Below are 20,316 nucleotides of genomic sequence, written 5' to 3' on the forward strand. Positions count from 1 at the left end.
ACCGGGTCTGCCCTTTTTCCGTTATGACTTATAGTAGAAGAGGTGCTTCCGCTTTTTCCGGAAAGTATGATACAATGCTTTAGAACAAACGGAGGGGAAAAGGTGTGAACAACCGCATGATTTATGAGAAAGCGCCAGCAAAAATTAACCTTGCATTGGATGTATTACATAAACGGGAAGATGGTTACCATGAGGTTAACATGATCATGACGACCATTGATCTGGCTGACCGGATTGAACTGAAGTCCCTTGAACAAAATGAAATAAAAATTGTGTCCGATAATCGGTTTGTCCCTGATGATGAGCGCAATCTAGCCTATAAGGCAGCATTCATCATTAAAGAAAAACTCGGTATACAAAAAGGCGTACAGATTACCATAGACAAACAGATTCCGGTAGCAGCAGGTCTTGCCGGAGGAAGCAGCGATGCTGCTGCTGTTTTAAGGGGATTAAACAAAATATGGAAGTTGCAATTAACCCATGAACAACTTGCGGAAATCGGATCAGAAATCGGGTCGGATGTTCCCTTCTGTGTGTACAGCAGTACAGCTTGTGTGACCGGAAGGGGAGAAAAAATTCACGAACTCCCGGCTCCGCCCCCATGCTGGATTGTATTGGCAAAACCATCGATCGGTGTGTCAACAAGGGTCGTTTATGAACAGCTCACTCTGGAATATTTAAATCATCCGGATATTGAGGGAATGAAGCAGGCTATTCAAAAACAGGATTATTCCGGTATGACTGCCAAACTGGGGAATGTACTCGAAACGGTAACTTTCCGGCTGCACCCTGAAGTAAAAACAATGAAAGAGCGTATGTTAAAGGCAGGAGCAGATAATGTGTTGATGAGCGGAAGCGGTCCGACCGTGTTTGGTTTAACGAGAAAAGATCAGAAAGCTGAACGAATTTACAACAGCTTAAAAGGGTTTTGCAATGAAGTTTACGTTGTACGAATGCTGGGACAGCGTTTACCAGTTGATTAAAACCGTATATTAGTGTAATATTCTTCATGAAACATTCGGATTTGGGGTGGACATGGTGAAACGAAGTGAACGACTGGTGGCTATGACAAATTATTTGCTGGAACATCCGCAAAAGCTGATTTCCCTGCCATATTTTGCGGAAACATTGAATGCTGCAAAATCATCGATTAGCGAAGATCTCGACATTGTGAATGATATGTTTCAAAGGGAAGGGATCGGAAAATTAGTGACGATTGCCGGAGCTGCCGGAGGAGTAAAATATATACCTCAGCTTTCAAAAGAGAAGGCGGAACGGTTTATTGAAAGTCTTTGTAAGCGTTTAGAGGATCCGGGACGGCTTTTGCCCGGGGGATATTTGTATATGAGTGATCTTTTGGGAGATCCTGAAACCGTAAGAAACATCGGTAAAATATTTGCCTCGGCCTTTGCAGAAAAGGATATTGAGTACGTGATAACCGTTGCTACGAAAGGGATTCCCATCGCTTACGCAACTGCTAATGTTTTAAATGTTCCTGTCATCATCGTACGGAGGGATCCGAAAGTAACAGAAGGATCAACTGTCAGCATCAATTATGTTTCCGGTTCATCCAGGAAAATACAGACGATGGTGTTATCGAAAAGAAGCCTTCCGGAAGGTTCCAATGTGTGTATCATTGATGATTTTATGAAGGCGGGGGGAACCATCAACGGAATGAAAAGCCTGCTTGCGGAATTCCAGGCAAATGTGAACGGGATTGGAGTTCTGGCTGAAGCAGAGGATGAAGAAGAGGAACGAATTGTAACGGATTATATTTCATTGATTCAAATTCAGGATGTGGATTTAAACGAGAATAAAATTGAAGTGGTTAAAGGGAATTATTTTAAGGGTTAAAAACTGTCCCATATTGGGGCAGTTTTTTGTTATATCTGCATTTTTTAACCGGGACGCACCTGAGTTCCCGGGGCTCTAGAGTGTATGGTTTATTACTTATTTTTACAGCAAAAAATTGCGGGCAAAATTTTTTAAAAATTTAGAAGGAATTTTTTTATATTTGTGGAAATAAAGTTAATAAGTTCTAAGGGAAAAGGTGGTGAGACAGGAATGGAAGTGACTGACGTAAGATTGCGCCGCGTGAACACTGATGGTAGAATGCGCGCCATTGCATCAATTACCTTAGATCAGGAGTTTGTTGTTCACGACATTCGTGTTATCGACGGTAACAACGGGTTGTTTGTGGCTATGCCAAGCAAACGCACGCCTGATGGGGAGTTCCGGGATATCGCACATCCGATTAATTCAGACACCCGGGCAAAAATTCAGGATGCTGTGTTAGCAGAATATCACCGTGCTGGCGAGGAAGAGGAAAAGTATGAAGAAGCCGGCGCATCATAATCTTAACAGCACAGGAGTCTAATCACCAAAGATTAGGCTTCTTTTTTATGCTTTTTTATAAAATGGAACATTGAAAAAACCTCCATGCTTTTGCCTCAGAACCCCATTCAGGATTGATTCCTAATTTCCTTCAGAAAACCTCGCATCGCTTTTGTCTTATAGAAGCTGTTCAGTTCATACGTCCGCTATACAGACACCTCCCTGGGGTTATAAACTCTGGCTTCAGGCCCTGAGACGTTTTTGCCCCGCTGTAAATCAGTCAGCTTCTCCGCAGACCATTCAGCGCTTTCACGGTCAGGCAGCAGCTTCTGCGTAGTATAATTTTTTGAAATATTCGGTTTCTATAGGTTCTTTATTGAAATCACACATATTTTAAGATATATTCGTAATGGACATTAAGGATGGAGGGTATCGAATGACCAGGCGTTTTGCGATTGTTTTAGCTGCAGGACAGGGAACGAGAATGAAATCTTCTTTGTACAAAGTACTGCATCCGGTATGCGATAAACCGATGGTTCAGCATGTCATGGACCAGCTGGAGCCGCTAAAACTTGATGCAGTGATTACAGTTGTAGGATATGGTGCTGAGCGTGTCAAAGAACAACTGGGAAATAGAACCCGTTATGTGATGCAGGAAGAACAGCTCGGTACGGGTCATGCTGTGATGCAGGCTGCTGTACACCTGGAAGATAAAGAAGGGACGACCATTGTTGTATGTGGGGATACACCGCTATTGACCTCTCAAACAATGGAAGCGCTTTTAGATCACCATGAAAAAAAACAGGCCAAGGCTACAATCTTAACCGCACTGCATCAAAATCCTGATGGTTATGGAAGAATCGTGCGCAATGAACAAAACCATGTTGAAAAAATCGTGGAACATAAAGATGCAACGGAAGAGGAACGAAACATAACTGAAATTAATACGGGCACTTATGTCTTTGATAATCGGTCATTGTTTTATGCATTAAAACACGTATCAAATGACAATGCTCAGGGGGAATACTATTTACCAGATGTCATTGAAATATTAAAAAGACAGGGAGAAAAGATTTCTGCCTATCAAACAGACCGTTTTGAGGAAACCATTGGGGTCAATGACCGTGCAGCGCTGGCCATGGCTGAACAGATCATGAGAAAACGGATTAATGAAGAGCATATGAAAAACGGTGTTACGCTAATTGACCCGGATCATACGTATATTGGAACGGATGTAGCCATTGAACAGGATGTAACGATTTATCCGGGCTGCATGATTCTAGGAAATACAACGATTAAAACCGGAGCAGTTATCGGACCGAACAGTGAAATCAGCAATTGTGAGATCGGAGAAGATTCTGTCATCAGACAGAGTGTTGCCCATGACAGCAAGATCGGCGCAAGAGTAAACATTGGTCCATTTGCCCATATTCGTCCAAATTCTGAACTCCATGATGATGTCAAAATAGGAAATTTTGTAGAAGTGAAAAAATCGGTCATAGAACACGGTAGCAAGGCTTCTCATCTCAGTTATATCGGGGATGCAGAAATTGGCAGAGATGTGAATATTGGCTGCGGCACGATTACGGTGAATTATGACGGTGAACGCAAATACAAAACCATTATTGAAGATGACGCCTTTATCGGCTGTAATTCCAATCTGGTTGCTCCTGTTACAGTTAAAAAGGGTTCTTATGTTGCTGCGGGCTCAACCATTACAAAAGACGTTCCTGAAAAAGCTTTATCCATTGCGCGTTCCCGCCAGGTAAATAAAGAAGGCTATGCTGATAAGCTAAAAAAGATGAAAAAAGATTAATGGAGGTTTATCTGACCATGTCTAATCATTATCAAGACCCGTCACTAAAAGTGTTCTCGCTGAATTCAAACCCTGAGCTGGCTAAGGAAATTGCCGACAATATTGGCGTGGAATTAGGCAAATGTACCGTCTCCCGGTTCAGTGATGGTGAAATTCAAATCAATATTGAAGAGAGTATTCGAGGCTGTGATGTATACGTGGTACAGTCGACCAGCCAGCCGGTCAATGAGCACATGATGGAACTGTTAATCATGATCGATGCGCTGAAGCGGGCGTCTGCCAGAACAATTAATATCGTGATGCCTTACTACGGATATGCCCGTCAGGACCGGAAAGCACGTGCAAGGGAGCCAATTACAGCCAAGCTGGTGGCTAACTTATTACAGACTGCAGGAGCATCCCGCGTCATTATGCTGGACTTGCATGCGCCCCAAATCCAGGGATTTTTTGATATTCCCATCGATCACCTTGTGGGAGTACCGATTTTAACGGAGTATTTTGAGAAGAAAAATTTTGAGGATATCGTGGTTGTTTCACCTGATCATGGAGGTGTAACCCGGGCACGTAAAATGGCAGATCGCCTCAAAGCACCGATAGCGATTATTGATAAACGCCGTCCCCGTCCAAATGTGGCTGAAGTAATGAACATTGTAGGAAATATTGAAGGAAAAACGGCCATTATCATTGATGACATTATTGATACGGCCGGTACCATTACCCTTGCCGCAAACGCATTAATTGAAAACGGGGCGAAAGAAGTGTATGCCTGCTGTACCCATCCGGTACTTTCCGGACCGGCCATCGAACGGATCGAAAGTTCTAAAATTACAGAGCTTGTAGTAACCAATACGATTCCCCTTTCAGAAGAAAAGCGAATTGAAAAAATTACACAATTGTCTGTCGGTGAACTGATCAGTGAAGCCATTATGCGGGTACACGAACGCAAATCAATCAGTGTTTTATTTGATTAATCTGGAAAAAATCAGAAAATAGGTTTAATCACTCTGCATTCAGGGAAAGTAAGGATAGTAGGTGTTTTTATAAACGGATGGAGGGTGATTGATCATGCCGGCAAAAATTCAGGCAAAACAAAGAGAGGATTTAACCCGTTCGACAACTAGAAAACTGCGCAGGAAAGGGTTGATACCAGCAGTTGTATACGGAAAGACAAAAGATCCTTCTACAGTTTCTGTCGATAGTGTGGAGCTGTTGAAAACAGTCCGTCAGGAAGGAAAAAACGCCGTGTTTCTGCTGGAGGTAGAAGGCGGAAATACGATGCAGGTCATGCTTCATGACTACCAGGCTGATCCAATAAAGGGTGAATTAATCCACGCTGATTTTTATGTTGTGGATATGAAAGCAACCGTGGATGTAGAAGTGACCATTCATCTGGACGGAGAAGCAGCTGGAACCAAAAATGGCGGTGTTTTGCAGCAGACACTTCGGGAGTTAAATGTCCGCGCCAGGCCGAATGAAATCCCGGAAGAAATTCGAATTGATGTATCGAAGCTTGAAATAGGTGATAGTATCACAGTAGGTGATTTAAAGCAAGAAAAGGGCTATGAAATACTGGACGATGACGACCGGACGATCGTTACGGTATTGCCTCCGCAAAACCAGAAAGAAGATGATGAAGAAGAAGACGCACCACAGGAACCTGAAGCTATCCATGGAGGAGAAGAATAGATCAAGGAAAAAGGACAGCCCGTGCGGTTTGATGAAAACCGTTCGGGTTTTTATTTGTTGATCACGAGGATCCGCAGGTAGATCAGTACCGTTAAGCTACCCTGCGGTTTCTGTGTTAAAATGATGAGAGCAAGGAGAATAAAAATTTTCAGTCGCACTGATATTTCTGGTAAAATGATGGACGGGTAATAAGGTATATAAAAAGGAGTCTGGCATAGAATGAAGTGTATCGTAGGTCTTGGGAATCCAGGTGTAAAATATGAAAAAACAAGGCATAACATTGGTTTTATGGTTATAGATGAACTGCTTCAACGTCATCAGTGGACGTTAGATAAAGAGAAATTTAAGGCTTTATACACAATAGAGACCTATCGTGATGAAAAGGTCATGCTGGTGAAACCTCTGACGTATATGAATTTGTCAGGAGAGGCTGTCCGTCCGATTCTGGACTATTATGATATAGATCTCAGTGATTTGCTGGTGATTTATGATGATCTGGACTTGCCTCCGGGGAAAATCCGCCTCCGTCAAAAAGGCGGACACGGGGGACACAACGGTATCCGCAACATGATCGATCATCTGGATACTAAATCATTTAAACGTATTCGGATTGGTGTAGGAAAGCCTGCCGGTGCAACATCGGTCGTTGATCATGTATTAGGCTCTTTCACTTCCGACGAACAACCACTAATTGATGAAAGCATCCAGAAAGCGGCTGATGCCTGTGAAATATGGACAGAGAAAACGTTTGCGGAAGTAATGAATATTTTTAATTAGTCTGGAATAACTTGCTCCCTTCCCGGGCAGACTAGAAGATGATTTTTCTTGTCCGAGGGAGGGTTTAGCGTTGGCTATCGTATACCGCTGTCATCATTGCCATCGTGTGGTCGGTAAGCTGGATGAGCCATATATTGAAGAGGAACAGCTCGGCCTCGATCGTCTTTCACTCGAAGAAAGACGGGAATTGATAACACATTTGGATAATGGAGATATTGAGATTAAAACAATCTGCGAGTTTTGTCAGGACGCGTTAGATCGGAATCCTTTTTACCATGAACTGGATACATTTATTCAATAAGGAAATCCCATTACATCTTATGGAGATGTCCCGGCCGAATCCATGAACGGTCATATCTGCACCCTGGATTCGGGGCATCCCTATTTTTGTATTGGGAGAGGAACTCAAGGGGGAGTAAAGGTTGCAAGGGTTGAAGAATTATTTAAAAAAACAAGATGAGATCCATTCAATCATTTCTGGACTTTCATCAGGCATGAAGGAGCAACTGATTTCCGGGTTAACCGGGACGGCCCGCAGTGTTTTTATCTCCCTGCTGCATGAATCCATGGACCGTCCGATAATGGTTGTTACCCATCACCTGACTCAGGCCCAGAGGCTTTATGAAGATTTGCTGGAGTTAACGGGAGAACAATTTGTTCACCTTTATCCCGTAAATGAATTATTGGCCTCTGAAATCGCGATTGCCAGTCCGGAATTAAAAAGCCAGCGTCTGGATTCTCTTAATCAATGGATTCGGAATCAAAAAGGAATCTTAATTACACCGGTTGCAGCATTGAAACGCATGCTTCCCCCTTTATCATACTGGGAAAAGAACCAATTGCGGATAGAACTGGGGTCTACCATTGATTTTGACCTTATGCTCAAGATGCTCATAGATATGGGATATAAACGGGAAGAAATGGTCATGACTCCAGGAGAATTCAGTATCCGCGGGGGGATTATCGATATTTATCCATTAACGGAAGAATACCCTGTCCGTATTGAGCTTTTCGATGACGAAGTAGACTCCATACGGCTTTTTGATCCTGAAAATCAGCGCTCGCTGGAAAAAATGAAACAGATGATCATTGGCCCTGCCGATGAATTGATGGTTTCAGATGAAGATATCTCCAGATCCATCCAGCGTCTTGATGATGCTTTGCAGCAGTCGTTAAAGAAAATGAAAACGAACACGGGACAGGAACAGCTTATCGAAAACATTGAATATGACATGGAGCGGTTAAAAAACGGCGAGCGATTTCAAGAAATGTATAAATATGTTTCCCTGTTTTACCAGCAGCCTGCTAGTTTAATAGACTTTCTCCCAAACAATGGGATTATCATTATGGATGAAATGAGCCGTATTCAGGAAACAGCTTCACAGCTAGACCGGGAAGAGGCTGAATGGGTCCAGAGCCTTCTTGAAAACCGTCAAATCGTAAGGGGCGTTTCCACTTCGTTTGACTGGCAGGATATCCTTGATAAGATGAATCATCAAATGTTGTATCTGTCTGTATTTTTACGTCATATTCCAAACACACAGCCAGAAAATATTGTGAATCTGTCCTGCCGTGCTATGCAGCAGTTCCATGGACAAATGAATCTCCTGAAAAATGAGATGCAACGCTGGAAAAAGGGGAATTTTTCTGTTTTCATTGTTGCACCGAATAAAAAACGTATGGAAAAAGTTCAGTCCGTACTCGAAGACTATGGCATGGAAGCGATGGCCGGTAATCAGGAAATCGAGCCCCCTTTCCCTGTTCCAGCTGTCATAGAGGGGAATATCCATGGCGGTTTTGAAATGCCATTATATAAAATTGCGATTTTAACGGAGGAAGAATTATTTAAAAAGAAAACGTCCCGCCCAAAGCGAAAACAAAAAATCTCCAATGCAGAACGAATCAAAAATTATCAGGAATTAAAAACAGGAGACTATGTAGTCCATTCCAGCCATGGAATCGGAAAATATCTCGGCATAGAAACTCTTGAAGTAGGCGGCAATCATAAAGATTATATGTTGATTAAATACTCGGGGAATGACAAACTTTATGTTCCTATTGACCAAATTGATCTCGTACAAAAATATGTAGGATCGGAAGGAAAGGAACCAAAACTTTATAAATTAGGCGGAAGCGAATGGAAAAAGGTTAAGAAAAAGGTTCAGTCCTCTGTAGAGGATATTGCAGATGATTTAATTAAGCTATATGCGGAGCGAGAGACATCGAAAGGTTACGCTTTTGCTAAGGATACAGACCTCCAGCGGGAATTTGAAGCTGCATTTCCATATCAAGAGACCGCGGATCAGCTCCGCTGTATCGAAGAGGTAAAAATGGACATGGAAAAGCCCCGTCCTATGGATCGCCTGCTGTGCGGAGATGTGGGCTATGGAAAAACGGAAGTGGCCATTCGCGCCGCCTTTAAAGCGGTTCTTGATGAAAAACAGGTGGCGGTGCTGGTGCCGACCACGATTCTGGCACAGCAGCATTTTGAAACGTTTCAAGAGCGATTTCAGGATTTTGGTGTGAAAATTGGGCTGTTAAGCCGGTTCAGATCCCGGAAACAGCAAAAAGATACCATCAACCAGTTGAAAAAGGGGTTAATTGATATTGTCATCGGTACCCACCGGCTGCTATCTAGAGATGTAGAGTTTAAAGATCTGGGCCTGCTCATTGTAGATGAAGAACAGCGCTTTGGTGTAAAACATAAAGAAAAAATTAAACAAATGAAAACCAATATAGATGTATTGACGCTGACAGCTACTCCCATTCCCCGAACTCTCCATATGTCCATGCTGGGTGTTCGGGATTTGTCCGTGATTGAAACACCGCCGGAAAATCGTTTTCCGATTCAAACGTATGTCATCGAATACAATCCGGTTTTTATCCGGGAAGCTATTGAGCGGGAGCTGGCCCGGGGCGGTCAGGTATTTTTCCTCTATAATCGGGTGGAAAACATTGAGCGCATGGCCAAAGAAATTGCTATGCTTGTGGAAGATGCCCGGGTTGCTTTTGCCCATGGGCAAATGAATGAAACAGAGCTGGAACATGTGATGTTTAATTTTCTTGAAGGCCAGTACGATGTTTTAGTGAGTACCACGATTATTGAGACAGGGGTGGATATCCCTAATGTGAATACCCTTATTGTTTATGACGCGGATAAGATGGGATTAAGTCAGCTGTATCAATTGCGGGGACGGGTAGGTCGCTCCAATCGGGTCGCCTATGCTTATTTTACGTATCAGAAAGATAAAGTCTTGTCTGAGGTAGCGGAAAAACGGCTTCAGGCCATCAAAGAATTTACAGAACTAGGATCGGGTTTTAAAATCGCCATGCGGGATTTATCCATTCGGGGTGCCGGGAATCTCCTGGGTGCTGAACAGCATGGTTTTATTGATTCAGTAGGATTTGATATGTACTCTCAGATGTTAAAAGACGCCATAGACGCTAGAAAGGGCGGCAAACCCTATGAAGAATCAAGGCCTTTTGAGCCAGAGCTAAATCTTAAGATGGATGCGTATATTCCTGCTTCATATATTAAGGATGAAAAGCAAAAAATTGATATATACAAACAATTTCAAGCGATCCGCACAATGGAAGATGTGTATGAGCTTCAAGAAGAGCTAATCGATCGGTTTGGTGATTATCCTGAAGAAGTGGATCGGCTCTTTCAAGTTTCAAGGATTAAAATGTATGCAAGGCGTGAGTCGATTGAATCGATTACAGAACAAAGCAAAAAAATTGAATGCCTCATGACGGAAAAAGAAAGTCAAAAGGTGGACGGGGTCAGTCTGTTTGAATTAGCCAGTGAGTATGATCGATTGATTCAGCTTGGAACCGAAGATATGAAGCTAAAAATCGTGTTTAAACCGGACCAGAGCCACCTTCCCAGAAAGTATGACCTGCTGGAACAATTTTTAGCACGGCTTCACGAAGTAAAAAGAGAAAAAAATGATCAAAACCGACATATCCAGTAGCAGAGGAACCGAATATATGTACAAAAAGTACATGTGATGGTACCTATTTCCTGGCTGTCGGCTAGTTATGACCCGGCTGAAATTATACACGGTTTGTTGAATGGATCCGACAGGGTGTTGATGCATAACTGGGAAATGTCTGTCAACACTATAAATGAACACCATCTTTAGGGGATGGTATACACCCTCATAAGAGCATGATTGAAAAAGATGTTTTCCTTGAATGACAGGCCTTGCTTTGGCATGAAAATCATTGTCATGGTGTATAGTTTTTAGGTTATGTCAGATACTATTTGTACAACCCTGGTGACATAAGTCATACGGTATATGAAATCACCAGCAGAAGAACATCAAAGAAAGCGAGGAATTCAAAGATATGAAGGCAACAGGAATTGTTCGTCGCATTGATGACCTGGGAAGAGTAGTGGTTCCAAAAGAAATAAGAAGAACACTCCGAATAAGAGAAGGGGATCCGCTGGAAATATTCGTCGACCGCGAAGGCGAAGTCATATTAAAAAAATATTCTCCAATCAATGAGCTTGGAGATTTTGCACAGGAATATGCAGAAGCTTTGTTTGATTCCATTGGCCAGGTAGTCTTGATTTCGGATCGGGATGAATTTATAGCAGTAGCAGGGACTTCTAAAAAGGATTACTTAAATAAAAAAGTTGGGACAATGGTTGAAAATGTGATGGAAGATCGGTCGGTTAAAGTGGAGAAAAATGAAAGTTCACTGGAAATCGTTGACGGACACGAAGAAACCATTTCTTCATATGTGATGTCTCCCATCGTGGCTAATGGGGACCCTGTCGGTTGTGTCATTATGATTTCTAAAGACCGGCCGGTAGGGGATGTGGAACAAAAAGCAGCAGAGACAGCATCCAGCTTCCTTGCAAGACAAATGGAATAACAGGAGTATGAGATCACAAAGGCTGCCAGATTGAGGCAGCCTTTTTTCCGTATCCTGGATGGAGATGTCCAGTTCCCTAAACGGGGCTTGTGCTTTTTTGATGTGGTATAATGTTGGTTAAGTTTGTGATAGAAAGGCGAAAATGATGAAACCGTACAGGGGACTTTTGCATGGGGTGCTGGTATTCTCAATTGCAGGTGTCATCAGTAAGGTATTGAGTGCAGGATACCGGATTCCGTTACAAAACATAGCCGGTGACCAGGGGCTGTATATTTATCAGCAGGTTTATCCCTTTCTTTCTCTTGCCTGGCTTTTGTCCATATACGGATTTCCGGCGGCTATATCTAGCCTGATCGCGAAACAAATCAACAGTAACGATTCCTCTGCACAGGGGTTATATACGGCTGTTTTCCTGTATTTATATGCATTTGGCGGAGCCTTATTCTTCATTCTTTATTCAAGCTCCGAACACCTGGCCCGCTGGATGGGGGATCCTGAGCTGGCTGAACCTTTACGGATGGCGTCATATGTTTATTTAGCTTTTCCGTTGACCTCGCTGTTTAGGGGCATTCAACAGGCCTCCTATCATATGTCAGCTGCCGCATGGTCACAAATCCTGGAACAATTCGTGCGTGTGAGCGGTATCATGTTTGCAACTGTCATGTTTCTGGAGAAAAGAAGCCTGTATGAGCTGGGAGCAGGTGCCGCCTTTGCTTCAACAGTCGCGGCTTTGACTGCGGCCCTGTTTTTGTTATGGAAAAGCCGAGAGGTGTTTACATCAGTAAATGTGAGCCGAAAAATCTTTACGAATGTATTTCAGTACCTGAATGTCTGGAAAACATTGTTGGTCACGGGGTTTGTTTTTAGCCTGAATTATATGATTCTTTTGCTGTTTCAGCTGGTGGATGTGTTCACGATGATTCCAGCTCTGCAGGAGTATGGTCTTACCCTGGAAGAAGCGAAAAAGGAAAAAGGGGTTTTTGACCGAGGGCAACCCCTTGTTCAATTTGGGATTGTTTTTGGATCTTCACTATCCCTAGCCATGATTCCGGTATTTCAGAACAAGAGAACAGAGGTCGTAACCGATGATATTAAAAGTGTTTTCAAATTAACCTTTTTATTTTCCTTCGGGGCGGCTGCTGGATTGATCACCATATTTCCGGCAGTGAATGTACTTCTTTATAAAACCAATGAGGGCACAGGAGCATTGCAGCTTTTTTCCCTGCTGATTTTTCTCCTGTCTTTAACGATGAGTTTATCGGTCATTTTACAAAAGTTTGGTTATGTGAAAAGGCAGATTATATGGTTTTTCGGTGCCATGGTGGCCAAGGGAATTTTGAATATCTGGCTCATTCCGGTTGCGGGTATAACCGGAGCGGCCCTGGCATCGGTCGTAAGCACTGCTGTACTGTTATGGATATTTTTAGTCATCTTAAAACAGCATGTATCCATATCTATTGTTAAAATCATTCCCTGGAGAAAAGCCGGTTTTGCTTTACTTATGATGATAGCTGTTGTTTATGGAATTACATCTGGGGCAGTCAACTTGTTTACTATTGAAGAGCGGATCGAGTTTTTGTGGGTTGTTTTAACCTCCTGCATGACGGGTGCGTTATTGTATTTAGGTTTGCTGTTAAAATTGAATACTTTTACAGAAGAAGAATTAAGGGAAGTACCTTACCGTGATAAAATTTTTCGGATTTTAGGGGTGAAATCACGATGAAGTCCAGAATAACCGTCATAGGGCTGGGAGCAGGCGATCTGGATCAGCTTCCGGTCGGCATTCTCCGTCAACTGGAGCGCAGGGAACAAAAACTGTTTGTTCGAACGAAGGATCATCCAGTAATGGAAAGCCTTGAGCAAAAACATATCCCCTTTGAATCCTTCGACGATATATATGAACAGTTTGATGAATTTGATGAAGTGTACCAGGCTATTGCGAATCGTCTGCTGGAGGAGGCAAAGGGAGGGGAAATTGTATATGCAGTACCGGGACATCCCATGCTTGCCGAAAGAACGGTCCAATTACTGCTGGAGCAGGAAAAACAGAATCCCAGTATGGAAGTATCTATTCGGGGCGGAAAAAGCTATCTCGATGACCTGTTTTCCATTTTAAAAATCGATCCTATCGAAGGATTTCAGTTTGTCGATGCTACCCGGTTTAAACGGGGAGATTTACAATATCGAAACCATATAATTTTTTGCCAGGTTTATGATGAAGTCATCGCGTCTGAAGTGAAATTATCGCTTATGGAAGATTTGCCCCACGATTACACCGTTTATGTGGTCCATGCAGCGGGGAGCAGAGATGAGTGGGTGAAAAAGGTTCCGTTGTACCAGCTCGATCGGGAGATGCCGGTCAGCAATTTCATATCTGTTTATGTCCCGCCTGCTGAGGAACAGCTCCTCAATCACCGGTTTCAGCGGCTCAGGGAAGTCATTGCTGAGTTAAGGGGACCGAATGGCTGCCCGTGGGACAAACAACAGACCCATGAAACCCTGAAACCGTATTTAATTGAGGAAGCCTATGAAACCCTGGAAGCCATTGATGATCAGGACGATGAACAAATTGCCGAAGAGCTCGGAGATGTCCTGCTTCAAGTCATGCTCCACAGCCAGATTGGAGAGGACAATGGCTATTTTTCCATCGACGATGTCATCCGTCATATCACCGAAAAGATGATTCGCCGCCATCCTCATGTCTTTGGAGAAGGAACCGCTGAAACACCAGAAGAAGTGGTGGAAAAGTGGGAGGATATTAAAGACAAGGAAAAGGGGGAGGCTCCATCGTCCGTGTTAGATGGCATTGCAAAATCCCTTCCGGCCATCCTCTATGCCTTAGAATTGCAGAAAAAAGCAGCAAAAGTTGGTTTCGACTGGGATCATCCTGAACCGATACTGGAAAAAATCCAGGAAGAATTGAAGGAATTTCAGGAAGCAGTTGCGAATAAAAAGCTACAAGAAGCTGAAATGGAGTTTGGAGACGTATTATTTGCAGCTGTTAATTTAGCCAGATACTACAAGATTAATCCGGAAATCGCACTACAGCGGACAAATCGAAAATTTGAAGAAAGGTTTCATTTTATAGAAGAACAAATCGCCAGAAATAACAGAACGTGGGAGGATTATTCCCTGAAAGAACTGGATCATTTCTGGAAGGAAGCAAAACTCGTTCCAAAAAAGGCGAAAAGAAGAGGATGATAAGCGAGATGAGACTGGATAAGTTTTTGAAAATTTCCCGTTTAATTAAAAGAAGAACCCTTGTCAAAGAAGTGGCTGAACAGGGAAGAATTGAGATTAATGGCAGCGTGGCCAAGGCATCTTCAAAGGTTTCCGCTGGAGATGAACTGACGATCCGCTTTGGTCAGAAAATCTTGACAGTAAAAATCCAGGACTTAAAAGAGCATGTAAAAAAAGAAGATGCGTCCTCTCTCTATACGGTTATAAAGGAAGAAAACATACAGCAGCCCACCAGGCATGAGTAGTTTTTGAAAATTTTCCGGCTGAAAGTTCTAGTCTTGTCCCTTTAAGCATACATTTTTATTGAAAAGGAGGGACAGGATGATGAACAATGAGATCCAGCATTTTGGAACAGAACGGAATAAAGAACATTCAATCAAAATGTCAAACAGAAGATTGCTTGATCTGACCGGCGTCAAAGAAGTGGATAGCTTTGATAATGAAGAATTTTTACTGCAGACCACAATGGGCTATCTTGTCATACGCGGAGAAAACCTTCATATGAAAAACCTCGATGTAGAGGAAGGATTAGTATCCATTAAGGGGCGAATTTATGAAGTTGCTTACCTGGATAATCACCAGGGAGAGAAAACAAAAGGACTCTTCAACAAGCTGTTTAAATGAGCCTGAATATACAGTTTATCACTATGGCGGCGATGATAGGCAGCGGCTTTTATATCGGAATGGCAGCGGATACGTTTTACCGGTTTCACAGACGAAAAAAAAGAAATAAACTCACTGTATATGTCTATGAAATATTATTCTGGATTTTGCAGTCCCTCATTATTTTTTACATTTTGTTTTTGATCAATCAGGGGGAAATTCGTTTTTATATCTGGATCGCTATACTCTGTGGTTTTGCCGGGTATCAGGCTCTGTTTAAATCTCTGTATTTAACCATTTTAGAGCAATGTATCATGTTTGCCGCTCGCCTGGTCCATGTTTGCCGCCGTCTTGTCGAATTGCTGATCATCGCCCCGGTCCAATGGATGCTGAAACTTCTGATTTACATATTATCGCTAATTTGGGGAATATTATTCTGGCTTTTGTCAATGTTGTGGAGAATTATTCAATACCCTGTTATGAAGGTTGGGAAACTCATCCTGGCCATTGTGCCAAAAAATGTGAAAAAATGCTTAGTCCAAAAAGGGAAAAAGTATAGTAAAATAAAAGGTATCATCAACCAGTGGTGGAAGAAACTGATGAGGAACAGGAGGTAATCGGTGATGGGATCAAGGAAACAACAGATTGCCAAAATTCAGTCCCGGTATATGGAGCAATATAATGAGTACATAGACCAGCGAAAACAAAAGAAAAAGTTTCTCTATCGCCGCCTGGCCCTTTTTGCGGCCGTAGTTCTGATTACTTTCGGTTCCCTTATGGTCTATCACCTTAACCAGCGGGAATTATACAAGCAAAAGCAGGAGGAGTATAATGAGCTTGAAGCAAGGCTGGAACAATTAAAATCCGAGGAAAAGCACCTGAAGGAAGAGGTCCAGCTGTTAAACGATACAGATTATTTGCTGCAAATTGCCCGTAAAGATTATTTTTTCTCTGAAGAAGGGGAAATTATATTTAAGATTCCTGACGAGAAGCCATCTTATTGACACGCTTTTTCTGACTTATATATAATAAATACTAATGAATACTTTTAAAACTTTTAAGGAGGAGCATTTTTTTTATGTCAGTTGAAGTAGGCAGCAAGTTGCAGGGCAAAGTGACTGGTATTACAAACTTTGGAGCATTTGTTGAACTGCCAGAAGGTTCAACCGGCCTCGTTCACATCAGTGAGGTAGCAGACAAATACGTCAAAGATATCAACGACCATTTAAAAGTAGGAGATCAGGTTGAAGTCAAAGTGATTAATGTTGAAAAAGATGGTAAGATTGGACTATCTATTAAGAAAGCGAATGAACATGCGGAAAAGAAACGCATGAAGAGAAAAAATGAATCCTTTGAAGCAAAAATGAACCGTTTTTTAAAAGAAAGCGAAGACCGTTTAGCTTCATTGCGGAAACACACAGAATCAAGACGTGGAGGTCGAGGCGCGAAGAGAGGATAACTTGCTGTCTATCGAAAGTTAACTGATAAAAATTTAAATAAGGAACAACATTTTCATAAAAAAAGGAGAAGCTGTACAACCAGCTTCTCCTTTTTGGTGCAACCGGATAAAGACCAGGCCTGTTAAAAAAGTGGTGCTTACCAGTTTATGTGGTGCGCACCACTTTTTTTATTTCAAGTACCGGAAGAAGATATCTTTTGTTCAAATTATTCTCGCCATTTCTAATATTAAACCTTCATCTCGTATATGCTGAGTCCGTCTGAAAAATAAAAAATCCGCACGTATATGTGCGGATAGGACAAGGATTTGGATGATGACCCGTACGGGATTCGAACCCGTGTTACCGCCGTGAAAGGGCGGTGTCTTAACCACTTGACCAACGGGCCCCTGTTTGAAAGCAAATGGCGGTGGAGGGAATCGAACCCCCGACCTCACGGGTATGAACCGTACGCTCTCGCCAGCTGAGCTACACCGCCACGGCAACTTTTTCTCAAGTCACAAGCAATATAGTACAACAGGTTTATACAGGCTGTCAATAGATTTTTAAATATTTTTGGCCATTTGCTTCAAGCATTCATACAATCGATCAGGCGTTGTCAGACAGGGTGCTTCCGCTTTCCTTTATCGTTTATCTCCAGCACCCGCCCCCGGGTTCACTTCAACTTTCCGATGGTGGCGGCAGCTTCCTCGCTGATCTTCCATTGCTAAGCGTGCGCTTCCGCTATTCTTTGCAGTTTGTCCAAATGTGGGGAATTTTTACTCAGTCTTCAGGGGAGCGCAAAATTTTTTCAAGGGGATTCTGGATGTTTTTTCACGATTCCGACACGGTTTAGGATACACTCTCCTAACTCTACTAACCGAATTGTTGAAAACTACTTCGTTTTTCAGAATGGAGTCGAACTTTTTTTGGTGATGCTCCTGTTGTTTTGACAAAAATTATAAAGGACTTGTGATTCAATAAAGAAACAAAGAAGGAGGATTGGTTATATGATCGGATCTATTTCAAAAACGCATTCAAAAACATCCCAAAAATTAAATGGGGATACATGGACAAAGTGGAAGCGTATAGCCGGGGAAAAATCCAGAAAATTGCTCATCGATCGTGGCTGGCTTCTTATTTTTATCGCCTTTTTACTGGGACGGGTCATCATTTTATCTGCCGTTTCTCCTTTTGCTGTCGCTTTTGTGGCTTCGGTATGGATGCTCAGGAGAAAGCTGACGTTGAAGCTGGCACTGGCTGCACTGACTGGTGCTTTAACCATCCATATGCAGCATACCATTCTTCTCTTTGCTGCCATCATGTTTTTCTTTACCTTCGCTGTACTGTTTAAAAAGGTAAAACACCAGCAGCGGATGATTCCTATACTTGTTTTTGCATCTTATTTTATATCCAGGATGGGAATGAATTATATTCAGGGGAACTGGTCTTCATATGAATGGATGTTTTCCATTGTGGAAGCCAGCTTAAGTGTGGTTCTCGTTTACATCTTTATGCAGGGTGTACCCCTTTTATCACCAAAACGTTATAAACAAACCCTAAAAAATGAAGAGATTGTCTGCATGATGATTTTATTAGCCTCCGTACTGACCGGAACCATTGGCTGGACCATTTATGATGCATCGGTCGAACAGGTGTTATCCCGGTACTTCGTGCTCTGGTTTGCTTTTGTAGCCGGGGCAGCCATAGGTTCTACGGTTGGCGTTGTTACTGGACTGATTTTAAGCCTTGCGAATGTGGCGAGTTTATATCAAATGAGCCTGCTGGCTTTTTCGGGATTACTGGGAGGGCTTTTAAAAGAAGGCAAAAAGCTCGGAGTCGGACTGGGCCTGTTCGTGGGAACGCTGCTCATCGGCATCTACTGGAATGAAGGCCGTGAGTTTACAACCATGTTAATGGAAACGGGTTTCGCTGTATTGCTGTTTTTTATGACTCCCGAGAGCTGGATTTCAAGAGTGGCCCGATATATTCCGGGGACAAACGAACATTCAAAGGAGCAGGAAAAATACATGCAAAAAGTTCGGGATGTGACAGCAAGCAAAATAGAACAATTTTCAGATATGTTTCAGGCCCTTTCAAAAAGTTTTTCAAAAATCGACCCGGATGAACATGATAAAGAAAACAAAAAAGAAATGGACTATTTTTTAAGTAATGTCACAGAAAAAACATGCCAATCCTGTTTTAAAAAAGAAAATTGCTGGGTCAGGAACTTTGATCAGACATATCAACTGATGCGGGAAATGACAGAAGGCATTGAAGACGGTTCACTGATGAAGCGTCGTAAGTTGCTGAGGGATTTTGAAAATCACTGTATCAAATCGAGCAAGGTAATCGAAACAATGAAACAGGAATTTTCCTTTTATTTGGCCAACCAGCGGCTGAAAAAACAGGTGATTGAAAGCAGAAGATTTGTAGCTGATCAGCTAAAAGGAGTATCGGATGTGATGGAGGAATTTGCAAAGGAAATTATGAAGGAGAGGAAAATTCAGGAGAGGAAGGAAACAGAGATTATGGACACAATAAAGGAACTTGGATTTGAAATTGAAAAGTTAGATATATACAGCCTTGAGGCCGGCAATGTGGATATCGAAATGACCTTATCCTTTTATGATTACCATGGTGAGGCATCAAAAGTCATCGCTCCTGTCCTGTCAGAAATATTAGGGGAGACCATTGAAGTCAAGCATGAGGAAGTTTCCCCTTTTCCCAATGGTTACGGCTATTTTGTGTTCAAATCTGCCAGGAAATATTCCATAAAAACCGGTGTTGCCCATGCTGCTAAAGGGGGAGGCCTGGTCTCCGGTGACAGTCATTTAACGATGGAACTTGGAACTGGACGATATGCACTGGCCATCAGTGATGGAATGGGGAATGGTGAGAGGGCTTATATTGAAAGTATGGATACGTTAAGCCTTCTGCAGCAAATCTTACAGTCGGGCATTGATGAAAAAGTGGCGATCAAATCGATTAATTCTGTATTGTCTCTACGCACAACAGATGAAATTTTTTCTACCCTGGATCTGGCGGTAATAGATTTACATAGTGCCGATGCGAAATTTTTAAAAATCGGCTCAACGCCAAGCTTTATCAAGCGGGGTGATCACGTATTGAAAATCGAGGCGAGCAATTTGCCTATAGGCATTATTCAAGAATTTGATGTAGATGTGGTCAGCGAACAGCTGAAACCAGGGGATCTGTTAGTTATGATGAGTGATGGTATTTTTGAAGGACCGAAATATGTGGAAAATACGGATGCATGGCTGAAGCGGAAAATTAGGGAAATGGAATCTGATGATCCCCAGGTTGTATCCGATTTGATCCTGGAAGAAGTATTCCGTTCAAAAGATGGTAAAATTGATGATGATATGACCGTGCTTACGGCAAAGATTGACAACAATATTCCAAAGTGGGCATCTTTTTCCTTATATAAAGAAGCGAAATAGAATCAAGTGACTTCCTCCTCTAGTAGAAGAAAAAAATTTCCAATCACTCCTTTTTAACAGGTATAAAATCGAAAGC

18 protein-coding genes and 2 tRNA genes are annotated in these 20,316 nt (G+C 42.4%); 18 read left to right on the forward strand and 2 right to left on the reverse strand.

All coding sequences use genetic code 11. The features are described from left to right. Window positions 1–116 precede the first annotated feature (116 nt). The 17 genes from ispE (at window position 117) to EDD68_RS13185 (ending at window position 16,799) form a co-directional block, all read left to right on the forward strand. Window positions 117–983 carry a 4-(cytidine 5'-diphospho)-2-C-methyl-D-erythritol kinase gene (ispE, locus tag EDD68_RS13105; RefSeq protein ID WP_132372775.1) on the forward strand — a complete coding sequence of 289 codons (867 nt, stop codon included), beginning with the start codon at window positions 117–119 and terminating at the stop codon, window positions 981–983. Between the two features lie 55 nt (window positions 984–1,038). Beyond that, a complete protein-coding gene (gene purR, locus EDD68_RS13110) occupies window positions 1,039–1,854 on the forward strand; it encodes a pur operon repressor (RefSeq protein ID WP_132372746.1) in 816 nt (271 codons plus the stop codon). A gap of 210 nt (window positions 1,855–2,064) precedes the next feature. Then, window positions 2,065–2,355, forward strand: a complete 291-nt coding sequence (spoVG, locus tag EDD68_RS13115; protein WP_132372747.1) for a septation regulator SpoVG — start codon at window positions 2,065–2,067, stop codon at window positions 2,353–2,355. 415 nt (window positions 2,356–2,770) lie between these two features. Beyond that, the gene (gene glmU, locus EDD68_RS13120) at window positions 2,771–4,150 is read left to right on the forward strand and encodes a bifunctional UDP-N-acetylglucosamine diphosphorylase/glucosamine-1-phosphate N-acetyltransferase GlmU (RefSeq protein WP_132372748.1); all 1,380 of its coding nucleotides are present in this window, start codon (window positions 2,771–2,773) and stop codon (window positions 4,148–4,150) included. Between the two features lie 17 nt (window positions 4,151–4,167). Beyond that, window positions 4,168–5,121 carry a ribose-phosphate diphosphokinase gene (locus EDD68_RS13125; RefSeq protein ID WP_132372749.1) on the forward strand — a complete coding sequence of 318 codons (954 nt, stop codon included), beginning with the start codon at window positions 4,168–4,170 and terminating at the stop codon, window positions 5,119–5,121. A 94-nt stretch (window positions 5,122–5,215) separates the two neighbouring features. Beyond that, entirely contained in the window at window positions 5,216–5,836 is a 621-nt protein-coding gene (locus EDD68_RS13130; RefSeq protein ID WP_132372750.1) for a 50S ribosomal protein L25/general stress protein Ctc, read from the forward strand. A 219-nt stretch (window positions 5,837–6,055) separates the two neighbouring features. After that, on the forward strand, window positions 6,056–6,613 hold the full coding sequence (gene pth / locus EDD68_RS13135) for an aminoacyl-tRNA hydrolase (protein ID WP_132372751.1): 558 nt from the start codon (window positions 6,056–6,058) through the stop codon (window positions 6,611–6,613). Between the two features lie 70 nt (window positions 6,614–6,683). Continuing rightward, window positions 6,684–6,914, forward strand: a complete 231-nt coding sequence (gene fin / locus EDD68_RS13140; protein WP_132372752.1) for an anti-sigma-F factor Fin — start codon at window positions 6,684–6,686, stop codon at window positions 6,912–6,914. A gap of 121 nt (window positions 6,915–7,035) precedes the next feature. Next, window positions 7,036–10,587 carry a transcription-repair coupling factor gene (gene mfd, locus EDD68_RS13145; protein WP_132372753.1) on the forward strand — a complete coding sequence of 1,184 codons (3,552 nt, stop codon included), beginning with the start codon at window positions 7,036–7,038 and terminating at the stop codon, window positions 10,585–10,587. Between the two features lie 376 nt (window positions 10,588–10,963). After that, complete coding sequence (spoVT, locus tag EDD68_RS13150; RefSeq protein ID WP_132372754.1) at window positions 10,964–11,497, forward strand: stage V sporulation protein T; 534 nt, start codon at window positions 10,964–10,966, stop codon at window positions 11,495–11,497. A gap of 145 nt (window positions 11,498–11,642) precedes the next feature. Then, window positions 11,643–13,220: a putative polysaccharide biosynthesis protein gene (locus tag EDD68_RS13155; protein WP_165902186.1), complete on the forward strand. Its 1,578-nt coding sequence runs from the start codon at window positions 11,643–11,645 to the stop codon at window positions 13,218–13,220. Further along, the gene (gene yabN / locus EDD68_RS13160; protein WP_132372756.1) at window positions 13,217–14,698 is read left to right on the forward strand and encodes a bifunctional methyltransferase/pyrophosphohydrolase YabN; all 1,482 of its coding nucleotides are present in this window, start codon (window positions 13,217–13,219) and stop codon (window positions 14,696–14,698) included. Before EDD68_RS13155 ends, yabN begins: the two co-directional genes overlap by 4 nt. A gap of 8 nt (window positions 14,699–14,706) precedes the next feature. Continuing rightward, window positions 14,707–14,982: an RNA-binding S4 domain-containing protein gene (locus tag EDD68_RS13165; protein ID WP_132372757.1), complete on the forward strand. Its 276-nt coding sequence runs from the start codon at window positions 14,707–14,709 to the stop codon at window positions 14,980–14,982. Window positions 14,983–15,061: 79 nt separating this feature from the next. Further along, complete coding sequence (yabP, locus tag EDD68_RS13170) at window positions 15,062–15,361, forward strand: sporulation protein YabP (RefSeq protein WP_132372758.1); 300 nt, start codon at window positions 15,062–15,064, stop codon at window positions 15,359–15,361. Further along, a complete protein-coding gene (yabQ, locus tag EDD68_RS13175; protein WP_132372759.1) occupies window positions 15,358–15,957 on the forward strand; it encodes a spore cortex biosynthesis protein YabQ in 600 nt (199 codons plus the stop codon). Before yabP ends, yabQ begins: the two co-directional genes overlap by 4 nt. Before the next feature lie 6 nt (window positions 15,958–15,963). Beyond that, window positions 15,964–16,344 carry an FtsB family cell division protein gene (locus tag EDD68_RS13180; protein WP_132372760.1) on the forward strand — a complete coding sequence of 127 codons (381 nt, stop codon included), beginning with the start codon at window positions 15,964–15,966 and terminating at the stop codon, window positions 16,342–16,344. 74 nt (window positions 16,345–16,418) lie between these two features. Continuing rightward, a complete protein-coding gene (locus EDD68_RS13185) occupies window positions 16,419–16,799 on the forward strand; it encodes a S1 domain-containing RNA-binding protein (RefSeq protein ID WP_132372761.1) in 381 nt (126 codons plus the stop codon). Window positions 16,800–17,113: 314 nt separating this feature from the next. Here the strand turns inward: EDD68_RS13185 and EDD68_RS13190 are convergent. Next, window positions 17,114–17,185: transfer RNA gene (locus EDD68_RS13190), tRNA-Glu, on the reverse strand. Window positions 17,186–17,201: 16 nt separating this feature from the next. After that, a tRNA-Met gene (locus EDD68_RS13195) sits at window positions 17,202–17,275 on the reverse strand. A gap of 511 nt (window positions 17,276–17,786) precedes the next feature. Between EDD68_RS13195 and spoIIE the strand changes: the two genes are divergently transcribed. Next, the gene (gene spoIIE / locus EDD68_RS13200; protein WP_132372762.1) at window positions 17,787–20,240 is read left to right on the forward strand and encodes a stage II sporulation protein E; all 2,454 of its coding nucleotides are present in this window, start codon (window positions 17,787–17,789) and stop codon (window positions 20,238–20,240) included. Window positions 20,241–20,316: the final 76 nt, after the last annotated feature.

This window comes from Melghiribacillus thermohalophilus, assembly GCF_004342905.1.
Taxonomy (GTDB): domain Bacteria; phylum Bacillota; class Bacilli; order Bacillales; family Alkalibacillaceae; genus Melghiribacillus; species Melghiribacillus thermohalophilus.